The sequence below is a fragment of the Gammaproteobacteria bacterium genome (assembly GCA_013696315.1).
Taxonomy (GTDB): domain Bacteria; phylum Pseudomonadota; class Gammaproteobacteria; order JACCYU01; family JACCYU01; genus JACCYU01.
Window position 1 is genome coordinate 23,636 of sequence record JACCYU010000154.1, and the last position, 12,362, is coordinate 35,997.

At 62.0% G+C, this 12,362-nt stretch carries 14 protein-coding genes and 1 other RNA gene; 7 read left to right on the plus strand and 8 right to left on the minus strand.

The features are described 5' to 3' along the window. The first annotated feature begins 16 nt into the window (after positions 1-16). Positions 17-1,531, plus strand: a complete 1,515-nt coding sequence (gene ilvA, locus H0V34_09215; GenBank protein ID MBA2491863.1) for a threonine ammonia-lyase, biosynthetic — start codon at positions 17-19, stop codon at positions 1,529-1,531. Positions 1,532-1,703: 172 nt separating this feature from the next. Here ilvA and H0V34_09220 read toward each other — a convergent pair whose 3' ends face one another. The 5 genes from H0V34_09220 to H0V34_09240 form a co-directional block, all read right to left on the minus strand. Next, positions 1,704-1,988, minus strand: coding sequence for a hypothetical protein (locus H0V34_09220; protein MBA2491864.1), 285 nt, complete (start codon positions 1,986-1,988; stop codon positions 1,704-1,706). Between the two features lie 129 nt (positions 1,989-2,117). Next, the gene (locus tag H0V34_09225) at positions 2,118-2,573 is read right to left on the minus strand and encodes an EVE domain-containing protein (GenBank protein MBA2491865.1); all 456 of its coding nucleotides are present in this window, start codon (positions 2,571-2,573) and stop codon (positions 2,118-2,120) included. Between the two features lie 163 nt (positions 2,574-2,736). Continuing rightward, a non-coding RNA gene (gene ssrS / locus H0V34_09230) (6S RNA) lies at positions 2,737-2,921 on the minus strand. Between the two features lie 57 nt (positions 2,922-2,978). Next, positions 2,979-3,299: a cell division protein ZapA gene (locus tag H0V34_09235; GenBank protein ID MBA2491866.1), complete on the minus strand. Its 321-nt coding sequence runs from the start codon at positions 3,297-3,299 to the stop codon at positions 2,979-2,981. Then, the gene (locus tag H0V34_09240; GenBank protein MBA2491867.1) at positions 3,299-3,532 is read right to left on the minus strand and encodes a TIGR02449 family protein; all 234 of its coding nucleotides are present in this window, start codon (positions 3,530-3,532) and stop codon (positions 3,299-3,301) included. The genes H0V34_09235 and H0V34_09240 overlap by 1 nt, the downstream gene beginning before the upstream one ends. A gap of 186 nt (positions 3,533-3,718) precedes the next feature. Between H0V34_09240 and H0V34_09245 the strand changes: the two genes are divergently transcribed. From H0V34_09245 to H0V34_09265, 5 genes are all read left to right on the plus strand, one after another. Beyond that, on the plus strand, positions 3,719-5,032 hold the full coding sequence (locus H0V34_09245; protein ID MBA2491868.1) for an aminopeptidase P N-terminal domain-containing protein: 1,314 nt from the start codon (positions 3,719-3,721) through the stop codon (positions 5,030-5,032). Positions 5,033-5,149: 117 nt separating this feature from the next. After that, entirely contained in the window at positions 5,150-5,656 is a 507-nt protein-coding gene (locus tag H0V34_09250; GenBank protein MBA2491869.1) for a superoxide dismutase family protein, read from the plus strand. 83 nt (positions 5,657-5,739) lie between these two features. Then, a complete protein-coding gene (gene ubiH, locus H0V34_09255; GenBank protein ID MBA2491870.1) occupies positions 5,740-6,996 on the plus strand; it encodes a 2-octaprenyl-6-methoxyphenyl hydroxylase in 1,257 nt (418 codons plus the stop codon). A 47-nt stretch (positions 6,997-7,043) separates the two neighbouring features. Continuing rightward, positions 7,044-8,225 (plus strand): UbiH/UbiF/VisC/COQ6 family ubiquinone biosynthesis hydroxylase, encoded by a 1,182-nt coding sequence (locus tag H0V34_09260; protein ID MBA2491871.1) that lies wholly within the window; start codon positions 7,044-7,046, stop codon positions 8,223-8,225. Between the two features lie 32 nt (positions 8,226-8,257). Next, a complete protein-coding gene (locus tag H0V34_09265) occupies positions 8,258-9,133 on the plus strand; it encodes a helix-turn-helix transcriptional regulator (protein MBA2491872.1) in 876 nt (291 codons plus the stop codon). Between the two features lie 30 nt (positions 9,134-9,163). On the opposite strand, the gene H0V34_09270 is transcribed toward H0V34_09265, so the two are convergent. The 3 genes from H0V34_09270 to H0V34_09280 form a co-directional block, all read right to left on the minus strand. Next, positions 9,164-9,955 carry an ATP-binding cassette domain-containing protein gene (locus tag H0V34_09270; GenBank protein ID MBA2491873.1) on the minus strand — a complete coding sequence of 264 codons (792 nt, stop codon included), beginning with the start codon at positions 9,953-9,955 and terminating at the stop codon, positions 9,164-9,166. Next, the gene (locus tag H0V34_09275) at positions 9,930-10,634 is read right to left on the minus strand and encodes an ABC transporter permease (GenBank protein MBA2491874.1); all 705 of its coding nucleotides are present in this window, start codon (positions 10,632-10,634) and stop codon (positions 9,930-9,932) included. The genes H0V34_09270 and H0V34_09275 overlap by 26 nt, the downstream gene beginning before the upstream one ends. A gap of 177 nt (positions 10,635-10,811) precedes the next feature. Next, the gene (locus H0V34_09280; protein ID MBA2491875.1) at positions 10,812-11,276 is read right to left on the minus strand and encodes a copper chaperone PCu(A)C; all 465 of its coding nucleotides are present in this window, start codon (positions 11,274-11,276) and stop codon (positions 10,812-10,814) included. Between the two features lie 220 nt (positions 11,277-11,496). Between H0V34_09280 and gcvT the strand changes: the two genes are divergently transcribed. Then, on the plus strand, positions 11,497-12,362 hold an 866-nt coding region (gcvT, locus tag H0V34_09285; protein ID MBA2491876.1), incomplete at its 3' end, for a glycine cleavage system aminomethyltransferase GcvT.

Genomic DNA, 12,362 nt, shown 5'->3' on the forward strand with positions numbered 1-12,362 from the left:
TTATTTCTAATGCATAGTGGATAACAGATACATCGAGAAAATTCTCGGCGCGCGCGTTTACGATGTAGCGGCCGAGTCTTCACTCGATCTGGCGCCGTCGCTGTCGAAGCGAGTCGATAATCTCGTTTTTTTGAAGCGCGAGGATCAGCAGCCGATCTTCTCGTTCAAACTGCGTGGCGCGTATAACAAGATATTCCATTTGTCGGCTGCCGAAAAGTCTAAAGGCGTGAGCGCGGCATCGGCGGGCAATCTCGCGCAGGGCGTGGCGCTGGCCGCGCAGCGGCTGGGCATCAAGGCGATCATAGTCATGCCGGTCACCACGCCGCGCATCAAGATAGACGCGGTACGCGCGCTGGGCGCACGCACGGTGCTGCATGGCGACGCCTACGACGATGCTTTCGCGCACGCGCAGGAACTCGTTGGCGAGCGCGGCATGACGTTCATCCATCCGTACGACGACCCCGATGTCATTGCCGGCCAGGGCACTATCGGCATGGAGATCGCGCGGCAACATCCGGACAAGATCGCGGCCGTATTCGTGCCGGTGGGCGGCGGCGGACTGCTGGCCGGTGTGGCGACGTATCTCAAATACCTCAGGCCGGATACGAAGATTATCGGTGTGGAGCCACAGGATGCGCCGACCATGTACGAGGCGCTCTCCGCCGGCCGGCCGGTGACTCTGGAGCGGGTCGGCATCTTCGCGGACGGTGTCGCGGTGCGCTGCGTTGGCAGGGAGACTTTTCGTCTGGCGAGAGAATCCGTCGATGAAATTTTGCTGGTTACCACGGACGAGATCTGCGCGGCCATCAAGGATATTTTCGACGATACGCGCACCATGGCGGAGCCCGCCGGCGCACTGGCGGTGGCTGGTGTCAAGAAATACCTGACGCGCGAAAAGCTATCCGGACAGCATCTGGTCGCGATCAACAGCGGGGCGAATATCAACTTCGACCGGCTGCGGCACGTCGCCGAGCGGGCCGAGTTGGGTGAGCGCCGTGAGGCGGTGCTCGCGGTGACCATCCCGGAGCGGCCCGGCAGTTTCCGTGCGTTCTGCCGGGCGCTTGGCAGGCGCGGTGTTACCGAATTCAACTATCGTTATGCGTCACAGCGCGATGCACATATTTTTGTCGGCGTGCGGATCGCCGATGGCGATGCCGAAAAAGAGAAGATCATCGCGGCGCTGCGGAATAAGGATTATCCGGTGCTGGACATGACCGATAACGAGACGGCGAAGCTGCACGTGCGGCATATGGTGGGCGGACGTTCACCCGATGTCGAAAATGAACTGTTGTATCGTTTTGAGTTTCCCGAACGCCCCGGCGCATTGCTGCAATTTCTGGATGCGATGAATCACGGCTGGAATATCAGTCTTTTTCACTATCGCAATCACGGCGCGGCCTATGGCCGGGTGCTGGTCGGCATGCAGGTTCCTGTTGGCGACAGGAAACGTCTGGGTGCGTCACTGCGAGCGCTCGGCTATCGGTACTGGGATGAAACCGACAATCCGGTGTACAAGCTTTTTCTCGGCTGACCAGCGCCGCGACCTGATTATGCCTTTGAACGTGGAACAATAATATTCAGCAGCTGGCGCGCGCATGCTTGAGCGAATGATTAATGGCAAGCAAGAACCCATAAAAAAAAGGCTCTTGATAGGAGCCTTTTCAACAACACACGACTGACGCGAGAGGTCAGTTTTTCTTCTTTTAGATTTTCTTCTTTGCAGGGCCGGTTTTCTTGGCCGTGGCCTTCGGCTTTGCCCTTGTGCCTTTCGGCGCCGCCTTTTTAGTAACTTTCTTTTTGGATGTGGGCGTTTTCTTCTTTACCGCCGCACGTTTTGGTGCGGCCTTTTTCTTGGCCGCCGTTTTTGTCTTTACGCTCTTTGCTTTTGGCGCCGACTTCGCGACACCCTTCTTTTTGGTAACCGCCTTCTTTGCCGCAGCCGCCTTCTTGACGACTTTCTTCTTGGTGCCGCTTTTAGCCGTAGCCATAATTCTCTCCCAAGTCAAACAGTAACGGGCTCGCGCTTCAGTATAATCGAGTTTAATTAAATTACTAGTCGCGCCGTAATGTTTTTTTCCAGTTGCGCTTCGCGTCGTACGCACGCAATACGCTGACGATTACTCCAGGCTCAGAATAAAATCCCACTGTTCGCGGGTCACGGGTGTAACCGACAGGCGATTGCCTTTGCGCAGCAGCGGCATGTCTTTCAATTGCGGATGACGCTTGAGTTCGGCAAGACCAATCACGCGTTTCAGCCGCCGCTTGTAGCGCACGTCCACCATCAGCCAGCGCGGATTGTCGGGATCGCTTTTGGGGTCGAAGTGATCGCTGGCCGGATCGAATGCAGTAGGGTCCGCGTATGCCTCACGCGCAATCGTCATGATGCCGGCAATGCCGATTTCCCTGCAGGCCGAGTGATAGAGAAACGCGAGATCGCCTTTCTGCATTTCGTCGCGCATCATGTTCCGCACCCGATAATTGCGCACGCCGTCCCAGGACTCGACCTCGACCCGCCGCAGATCGTCGATGCCGAATTCAGCCGGTTCCGTTTTCATAACCCAGTACCGCGTCATCGCGGGAATTCAGATTGGACGGGCTTGCGGCTCAGGCGCATTACATGGGTACGCATTCATAAGCTCCCACGACCGAGAGCCAGGGCAAGCGCATGAGTTTGCGGAGACGCACCCCGACTGATAGCTGCTACGTGGAATAACCTGCGTGCGGGAATTAAAGCGGACACGCTCCGCGAATGCCGTGGCAGGCCTTCGACCTTGAACCGAAGGTTCAGGTGGGCGCTGCACAGGGGCATCAGGCTCCCCGCTTGCGCGGGTCTGCACAACAGCACCTGCTTCTCAGCTCCCGGGGTATACAATTAGGCTCAAGGATATACACCCGGCCGCTCACGAACACCGCAGAGGTGTCCAAACCTGTTATTGCTGATCCGTTAGCTCTAGCTCCGTCAATGGACCAGCAGTTATCTATAATGCCTCGGACGTTGTTTGCTCGTCTGTCGCCAGCACACGGTCGATTCGATCCTCGATCGACCGGACCTGCGCCGCTACTTCGCGACTGAAGGTTTCTCGCGAAGCCTTTTCGTTGAGAAACTCGTGCGTCAGATTCAATGCCGCGATCACCGCCACACGATCCGCGCCGACCACCTTGCCGCTTTCCCGGATCTGTTTCATGCGCGCGTTGAGCAGGGTTGCCGAAGCGAGCAGCGCACTGTGTTCGTCTTCGGGACACGCTACCCGATATTCCTTGTCGAGAATGTAGACAGTGACCGGAATACTGGTCGCCATCACGCGCCCCGCTCCATGGACTTCAGCCGGTTGATCATCGCTTCCACCCTTGAGCGCGCCATCTCGTGTTTGTCGATCAGGCTGGCGCGTTGCGCCGCGAGCGTCTGCTGCTGCACCCGCAATGCCACATTCTCCTCCTTGAGCCGCTGACTATACGCGATCAAGCGATTCACGCGATCCTCCAGCCGTCGCAATTGCGACTGGGCGTCGTGCGTAACGTCGTCGTCAGCCATGCGTTCAATAGTAGGACTCCGCCACGGGGTGGTCAACCATTTTGCCGGGCGCGCCGATGACAGGCGCCGCGGTGCAGTTTGTCGCCTCGCGATGCTAGTATGCGCTAGTTACTCACTTCAGGGGCGGCCGCGTTTCGCGATGGCGTCTGCACGAAAAATCGTCCGGCATAAGCAGGCAATCCGATAGTGACCGCGACAGAGTTCGCCAGGCGTCGCCGCGCGCTGATGCGCAAGATGGGCAATCGGAGCATTGCGATCATTCCGTCGGGCCGGGTTCGCCCACGAAATCGCGACGTGGATCATCCGTACCGCCAGGACAGCGATTTTCTGTATCTCACCGGGTTCGCCGAACCCGAGTCGCTGGCAGTGCTGACCTCTGGGACAAGCGGAAGTCGCTTCATTCTGTTCTGCCGCGAACGCAATAAGGCAAAAGAAACGTGGCACGGTCGCCGCGCCGGTCCCAAGGGCGTGGTTAAGGACTACGGCGCTGACGAGGCATATCCAATCGATGAGCTCGACGACCAGCTGCCCGGCCTGCTGGAAGGGCATGCGCGCGTCTACTACACTCTTGGACGCGATCCATCGTTCGATCAAAGGCTTATGGGCTGGGTCAATCGATTGCGCGGGCGCGCCGGCGCCGGCAACCGTCCGCCGCGCGAATTTGTATCGCTGGAATACCTGCTGCACGAGATGCGGCTTTACAAGTCGAAGCCTGAAACGCGCGCGATGCAAAGCGCCGCTGAAGCGTCGATGCGCGCGCACGAGCGCGCCATGCGCGCATGCCGGCCCGACATGGCCGAGTTCGAGCTGGAGGCCGAGTTGCTGTATGAATTCCGCCGCGCCGGCATGGTGCCCGCTTATCCGGCCATCGTCGGCGGCGGCGCCAACGGCTGCATCCTGCACTACACCGAAAATGCCGGATTGCTGCGCGATGGCGACCTGGTGCTGATCGACGCGGGCGCCGAATGCGAAGGCTACGCCAGCGACATCACGCGCACGTTTCCCGTCAACGGGCGTTTCCGTCCCGCGCAACGCGAGTTGTATGATCTGGTTCTGCAAGCGCAGCGCGCGGCCATTCAGAAAGTGCAGCCCGGCAATCACTGGAACGATCCGCACGATGCCGCGGTCAAGGTTTTAACCAGGGGCATGATCAGCCTGGGGCTATTGAAGGGCAAGCCCGCCGGTCTCATCAAGAAGGGCGAATACCGGCGATTTTACATGCACCGCACGGGGCACTGGCTTGGCATGGACGTGCATGACGTGGGCGATTACCGCGTCGATGACGGATGGCGGCTGCTGGAACCGGGCATGACCCTGACCATCGAGCCTGGCCTTTACATCGCGGCGAAGAGTCCCGGCGTTGCGAAGCGCTACCGGAACATCGGCATCCGCATCGAGGACAACGTGCAGGTCACGCGTGACGGCAATCACGTGTTGACCGGAGCGTTGATACGGGAAGCGGACGAGATCGAAGCGTACATGGCGTCGTCCGCGGACTGACGCATCGCCGCGGATATTTTATGCAGGCGGGACACGGCCGGACAGCGGCGCGTCCCCGGCCGTCAATCATCTGGAAGTACAAGACTTAAAGGAGTACGACGCAAAATGAACCGATTGATGATCTTTGCGTTTGGCGCATGTTTAATGGCGACCGCGCACGCGGATAAAATGACCATAGAAATGCACGCGGTCGACGCCGATGGCGTGGGCGCCTCGATCGGCATTGTGACAGCGACCACAACGCCCTGGGGCTTGCTGTTGACGCCGCGTTTAAGCGATTTGCCACAAGGCTTGCACGGCTTTCACGTGCATGAGAATCCGAACTGCGCGCCGGCCAAAGACGAGGGCGAAATTACCGCGGCCTATGCTGCGGGCAGTCATTACGATCCGACTGACACCGACAGGCACGCAGGCCCTTACGGCAACGGTCATTTGGGCGATCTGCCGCCGTTGTATGTCGATGACGACGGTGAGGCGACCCATCCCGTGCTCGCGCCGCGACTGAAGCTGAATGACCTGAACGATCGCGCATTGATGGTGCACCTGCATGGCGATAATTATTCGGACAAGCCCGTGGAGTTAGGCGGGGGCGGGGCGCGCATGGCCTGCGGCGTCCCCGAGTAGTCGACGATGGCGCAAGGTGTCATTGCTACAGGCAGGCTCCGTTTTCGCGGCGCTATGCCCACACGTTTCGCGCGGCACCGACCATGACGCGTGATTACGACGTTCTGATTGTCGGCGGTGGTCTGGCCGGCGCCGCGATGGCCTGCGCCTTGTCGGCGTCGGCGTATCGAATTGCGCTGATCGAGGCCCAAGCGGCGGGTGACAAACATCCACCTGGATACGACGATCGAAGCCTGGCGCTCGCGTTCGGCTCACGGCGGATACTGGAGGGTCTGGGATTGTGGCAGGCAATCGCGCCGGCGGCTACGCCCATAAAAACCGTACACGTATCGGAGCGTGGCCGCTTCGGCGCGGCGCGACTGCATCAGCGCGAGGAAGGCGTGGCGGCGCTCGGTTACGTCGTGCCCAGCCACGATCTTGCTCAGGCGGTTTACGCGCGGTTAAGTGCGCAAGATAACGTAGACATCGTCGCGCCGGCGCGTGTTCGGAACTTCATCGTCGATGGCTCGCTGGTCGATGCAAGGGTGGACGGAGACGCGGAAAAGGGCGAGGCTCAAGGCTGGACCCTGCGCGGGCGCCTGCTGATCGCAGCGGATGGCGCGAGTTCCGGTATGCGACGGCAGCTTGGCATTGCCGCCGCCACCGCGGATTATGGCCAGACCGCAATCATCGCCAACGTCACACCGTCGCGGGACCATCAGTGCGCCGCTTACGAGCGCTTTACCGATGCCGGGCCGCTGGCGTTATTGCCCATGAGCGAGCAGCGCTGCGCGCTGGTTTGGACGCATCCCGCGACAGATGCCGCGGCGATCTTGCGCTTGAGCGATGCTCAATTTCTCGCAAAATTGCAGGAGAGCTTCGGCTATCGACTGGGACGCTTCACCAAGGTCGGTACAAGACAGGCGTATCCGCTGACAATTAACGTCGCGCGCGACCTGGTCGCGCCGCGCGCCGTGCTGATCGGCAACGCCGCGCATACCCTGCATCCGGTCGCGGGGCAGGGTTTCAATCTGGCCCTGCGGGACGTCGCCGAGCTCGCGGATCTGCTGCGCACACACGCCCCGCGCGATCCCGCCGAGCAGTCGCTGCTCGGCCGCTATGCGGCCCGGCGCAAGGCGGATCTGCGCGCTGCAGTCCGCTTCACGGACACGTTGGCGCGCGCCTTCGTCAATCCGTTTCCGCCGCTGGTCTGCGCACGCGGGGCCGCGCTGCTGGCGCTGGACGCGATCCCACCGCTGCGCCACATGCTGGCCCGGCGCGCCATGGGTTTGAGCGGCAAACCTCCACGCCTGACCAGCGGCCTGAGCCTGGTGGATTTAACCACGGGGGAGTTACAGTGAGCGCGCAAACGGTCTCGCCACGGGATGTGGTCGTTATCGGCGGCGGCATGGTCGGCGCTACCGCCGCGTGTGCGCTGGCGCAGCAAGGTCTGCGGATTTCGATCGTCGAAGCGCGCCAGGCAGAAAGTTTTGATCGCGATGCGGACTACGGCATTGCTGATTACCATGGGCGGGTGTCGGCGATCAGTCCCGCCTCCGTGACGATTCTGAACGCGCTGGGTGTGTGGGACTTGATCGCGAGTGAACGGGCGTGCCCGTACCGCCAGATGCATGTCTGGGACGCTGCGAGCAGTGGCTCGATCCATTTTGATTGCTGTGACGTCAACGCGCCGCTGTTGGGCCACATCGTCGAAAATCGGGTCATTCAGCAGGCGCTGGTTGAACGACTGCGCGAGTTCGAAAATATCACCTGGCGTTGCCCGGATGCGCTGGCGCGGTTCGACGTCATGGAAGATCGTGTCGCAGTCGATCTCGCCAGCGGCGCGCAGGTTTCCGCGCGATTGCTGGTCGGTGCGGACGGCGCCCACTCGCTGGTGAGAACCTTGGCCGGCATCGTTTTCAACGCGCGTGACTATGACCACAGCGCGCTGGTTGCGACCGTGGGCACGGAGTTGCCGCACCAGCACACGGCGTGGCAGCGCTTCGTCGCGAAAAGCGTGCTCGCTTTTTTGCCGCTTGCCGATGGCCGTTGTTCGATCGTCTGGTCCACTCCGGACAAGCGCGCCAAAGCCCTGGCGGCAATGCCCGACGAGGCATTCAAGCACGCGCTCGCCGCCGAGTTCGATTACAGGCTGGGCCGTATCGAGTCCTGTGGCGCGCGCACGGTGTTCCCGTTGCGCGGCGGGCAAGCGGATCGCTACGTGTTGCCGCGCGTGGCATTGATCGGCGATGCGGCGCACGGCATCCATCCGCTGGCGGGACTGGGCGCCAACCTCGGCTTTATGGACGCGGCCACACTGGCGGAGGCGCTTTGCAATAGCCGGCGCGACATCGGCGGCTTGCGCGTGTTGCGTCGCTACGAGCGCGCGCGCCGCGGCGATAACGAGTTGACCATGCGCGCGATGGAGGGATTCAAATTTCTGTTCGCGCAACCGGCGTCAGGATGGCGCTGGCTGCGCGGGGCGGGTTTGAATGTGACCGACGCCGCCATCCCGCTCAAACGCCGTATCATGCGCCATGCAATTGGGTTGTCCGGCGAGCACCCGCGTATGGCTCGCGATAATTCTTGATCGCGACCAGCGACTTTGGCGTGCGCGAGCTGATGAATACCCGCGAGGTCGCGGATTATCTGCGGCTCAAGGAACGCAAAATTTACGATCTGGTCCGCACCCGTAGCATTCCCTGCACGCGTCTGACCGGCAAATGGCTTTTTCCGCGGACCTTGATCGATTTATGGGTCATCCGTCACACGGAATATCAGGCTGATATCGAGGGAGCGCGGATCACGCCGCGGGTGGTCGCCGGCAGTCACGATCCGCTGCTCGAATGGGCGTTGCGCGAAGCGGAATGCGATTGCGCCACGCAGTTCGATGGCAGTCTCGACGGCGTGCGCCGCCTCGGCGCGCGCCAGGCGATGGTTTGCGGTATGCACGTTCTCGACGGCGAGTCGGGTCACTACAACATCGAGCTCGCGCGGCAGCTACTCGCGGGCCTGCAGGTCGTATTGCTGGAATGGGCCCGGCGCGAGCAGGGTCTGGTGCTGGCCCAGGGCAACCCGCATGGGGTAACCGGGCTGACCGACTTGCGTGATCACAAGCTGCGCGTGGTGGATCGGCAGCATACCGCGGGCAGTTACGTGCTGCTCAAGCACCTGCTGGAGCGGGCCGGCATGTCGCGCGACGATCTTGCGCTGATCGAGACGACCGCGCGCAGCGAAACCGATGTGGCCGTGGCGGTGCTGGAGGGCAAGGCCGATGCCGGCATCGCCATCGCGGCCGTCGCGCACCAGTTCCGGCTTGAGTTTTTGCCCCTGCACCGCGAGCGTTACGATCTCGCCATCGCGCGCCGCGATTACTTCGAGCCGCCTTTCCAGCAGCTGTTGCGGTTCGCGCGTTCGCCGCGTTTTATCGAGCGCGCACAAGAGCTGGGCGGCTACGATGTGTCGGCGCTGGGGCAGGTGATTTATAACGCGAATTAACGAGCCGGTCGGCGGCGCCCACGGCGTTGTTTAGCTAAGCAAATCGCCTCGCAGGAACGCCCGGGCCGGCGCGCTTCGTGGCCGTTCGAAAAAATCACCGGCCGGCGTATGCTCCAACACCCGCCCCTTGTGCATGAACAGGACTTCGTCGCCCAGACGTCTTGCCTGCGCCAGATCGTGCGTGCTCATGATGATGCGCGCGCCGGCCCGGCGGATACTCTGGATCAGCGTTTCGATCGCCCGTGTTGCGGCCGGGTCGAGGTTGGAAGTTGGTTCATCCAGCAGCAATACCTGCGGCCGCGATACCCAGGCGCGCGCGATGGCCAGGCGCTGCTGTTCGCCGCCCGAGAGCACGCGCGCTGGACGTCTGGTGAGATGCTCAAGGCCGGCGTCGGCCAGCGCCGTGTTGACCCGCGCTTTGCGCGCGGCCCGCGGCACGCCCTTGACGGCCAGCGCGTAGTCGATATTGGCGGCGGCCGAGCGGCGCAGCAGCACCGGTTTCTGAAACACCATGGATACCCAGCGGTGCGCGCGTTTTGCGCCTTCACTACCCCAGCTCACCGAACCGCGCTCGGGTTCGAGCAACCCGTGACACAGACGCAGCAGCAGACTTTTGCCCGCGCCGTTGGGACCCAGCAGCATCGTGTTGGCGTCGGGCCGCAATGTGAACGAGATTTCGTCCAGCAGGCGGTGCCCGCCCGCGCAATAAACCAGTTCGCTTACCACCAGCGGCAGTACGCCGGATGCGACATCGCTGCGGGTAACCGGCGCGCCGCGTTCGGCAAGGGGATCGGCTTTAGCGATAGCGGCGATAGGCGACATCTCTGACACTCATGGCGGCGGCGTTGACGCTTATCGAGATCGCGATCAGGATCAGCCCCAGCGCCAGCGCCAGCCCCAGATTGCCCTTGCTCGTTTCCAGGGCGATGGCGGTGGTCATCACGCGCGTGACGTGGTCGATGTTGCCGCCGACGATAAGCACCGCGCCGACTTCGGCGCTGGCGCGGCCGAAGCCGGCGAGCACGGCGGTCACCAGACTGAAGCGCCCATCCCAGAGCAGCGCCCGCATTTTGCGAAAACCCCCCGCGCCCATAGCCCGGAACTGCTCGTCGTATTCCTCATTGAGATCGGTGATGGTCTGCCGTGTCAGTGCCGCGATGATGGGCGTGACCAGCACGCACTGCGCGATGATCATCGCGGTGGGTGTGAACAGCAGACCCACGGGCCCCAGCGGGCCGGAGCGGGACAACAGGAGATAGACCACAAGCCCTACGACGACGGGTGGCAGACCCATGCAGGCGCTGAGCAAAGCTGCGAGCACACCACGACCGGGAAAGCGATACAGCGCAATCGCGGCGCCCAGCGGCATGCCGATCAGCGCCGCCAGCCCGACCGCGACCAGGCTTACCCGCAAGGAGAGCAGCACGATCTCGGCGAGATCAGAATCCAGACTAAGGATCAATTGCGACGCCGTGACCATTGCGGCGTAAAATTCACTCATGATGACGGCGCAGCGCGTGGAATTACTGCGTCATCATGGGCTGGGTAGCGGGATCAGGTCAAATGCGCAAACAGGACATAAAAAAAGCAGTATGATGCGCGACGCTTAGGCTTCGAGGATGTCGGGGCGTCGTCGCGCGCGAATTGTGGCGACAACGCCGCGCATTTTCCGATTGTGTCACTGATGATGATGGTGATGCATGGCGGTGCCGCCGGCGTTTCTGACCGGCATCGTCGTCGTCACGTTTTCATCGCCATTAAACTTGAGCGTGAGGGTGACCTGTGTGCCTGCGCGCAGCGGTTTGGTTGGCGCCAGCATCATCAGATGGCAACCGTTCGGTCTGAGTTCCACCTTGCCGCCGGCTGGCGGGATGGACACGGATTTCTTCGGCACCATGCTCGCGACGCCGTTTTTCACGATTGATTTATGCAGCTCAATGCTGCCGAACTCGGCGCTTTCGGCGCCGATCAGTTTGCGCGGGGTCACGCCGTGATTTTCGATAGTCAGATAGCCGGCCAGCGCCGTCGCCGTTGGCGGCGCTTCGCGAATCCACGCGTTATGCACGCTCAATGTGGTCTCCGCGTCTCCGGAGCCCACGGCGCCAATGCCGATAATTAACGAGAACAGATAACGAGCCAGCATGTTGAACTCCAGGAGAATGACGCGACATGACGTTGCAGCGTTTTAACGCGGACTATGTCGCTGTGCGGAAAAAGTCGGCGAGGCGTGGGGCGAGCCGGTTGCGGCGGGCGTGCGGCTCGGGCTACCCTTTGACACTTCATGGCCATGACGATCCTTTATGGGCATGGTATACGCACATTCCGCCGCGTGCGCAACGCGCGGCTCATAACCCGCGGGCGACATGACGATCAACAAGCCGCTGAAGCAGACCGCTTTGCACGAAAAGCACCTTGAGCACGGCGCACGCATGGTGAACTTCGGCGGCTGGGAGCTGCCTTTGCATTATGGCTCGCAGATCGAGGAGCACCGCCGGGTGCGGCGCGACGCTGGCGTGTTCGATGTATCGCACATGACCATCATCGACATCACGGGCGCAGGCGCGCGCGCTTACTTGCGTCATCTGCTGGCCGCCGAAATTGACGCAATGAGCATGCCGGGTCGCGCACTTTACAGTTGCATGCTGAATCCGCGCGGCGGCGTGATCGATGACGTAATTGTGTATTACACGGGGCAGGATCGCTATCGCGTGGTCGCCAACGCCGCGACCCGTGACCGGGTGCTCGCATGGACGACCGAACTGGCGCGCGACCACAGTGTAAAACCGAAAGTGGCTGACGACCTGGCGATGCTCGCGGTGCAGGGGCCGGCCGCGCGCGCGCGACTGGTGGCGCAACTGGATCGAGACACAAGCCCCATTGCGGAACGGCTCGGTTACTTTCACGTCGCCGAAATCGGCGAAACCTGGATTGCCCGCACCGGATACACCGGCGAGGACGGTTTCGAAGTCCTGCTACCGGCCGCCGCCGCGCCGGCGCTATGGCAGCGTCTGGTCGATGCCGGCGCAGCACCCGCGGGGCTGGGCGCGCGCGATTCCTTACGGCTGGAAGCCGGTCTGAACCTTTACGGCGCCGAGATGAATGAAGACATTACGCCGCTGCAATGCGGGCTCGCCTGGACCATAAGCTGGCAGCCGGAGCGCGATTTCGTCGGCCGCAGGGCGTTGACGCAGGAGCGCGAGGCGGGTGTGACCCGCAAGCGGATAGGGCT

Excerpts from the sequence above, each read along its gene's own strand:
- H0V34_09220 (MBA2491864.1), bottom strand. The coding sequence starts at position 1,988 with ATGGCTACGGCTAAAAGCGGCACCAAGAAGAAAGTCGTCAAGAAGGCG.
- H0V34_09225 (MBA2491865.1), bottom strand. The coding sequence starts at position 2,573 with ATGACGCGGTACTGGGTTATGAAAACGGAACCGGCTGAATTCGGCATC.
- H0V34_09235 (MBA2491866.1), bottom strand. The coding sequence starts at position 3,299 with ATGGCGACCAGTATTCCGGTCACTGTCTACATTCTCGACAAGGAATAT.
- H0V34_09240 (MBA2491867.1), bottom strand. The coding sequence starts at position 3,532 with ATGGCTGACGACGACGTTACGCACGACGCCCAGTCGCAATTGCGACGG.
- H0V34_09250 (MBA2491869.1), top strand. The coding sequence starts at position 5,150 with ATGATCTTTGCGTTTGGCGCATGTTTAATGGCGACCGCGCACGCGGAT.
- ubiH (MBA2491870.1), top strand. The coding sequence starts at position 5,740 with ATGACGCGTGATTACGACGTTCTGATTGTCGGCGGTGGTCTGGCCGGC.
- H0V34_09260 (MBA2491871.1), top strand. The coding sequence starts at position 7,044 with ATGGTCGGCGCTACCGCCGCGTGTGCGCTGGCGCAGCAAGGTCTGCGG.
- H0V34_09265 (MBA2491872.1), top strand. The coding sequence starts at position 8,258 with ATGAATACCCGCGAGGTCGCGGATTATCTGCGGCTCAAGGAACGCAAA.
- H0V34_09270 (MBA2491873.1), bottom strand. The coding sequence starts at position 9,955 with ATGTCGCCTATCGCCGCTATCGCTAAAGCCGATCCCCTTGCCGAACGC.
- H0V34_09275 (MBA2491874.1), bottom strand. The coding sequence starts at position 10,634 with ATGAGTGAATTTTACGCCGCAATGGTCACGGCGTCGCAATTGATCCTT.
- H0V34_09280 (MBA2491875.1), bottom strand. The coding sequence starts at position 11,276 with ATGCTGGCTCGTTATCTGTTCTCGTTAATTATCGGCATTGGCGCCGTG.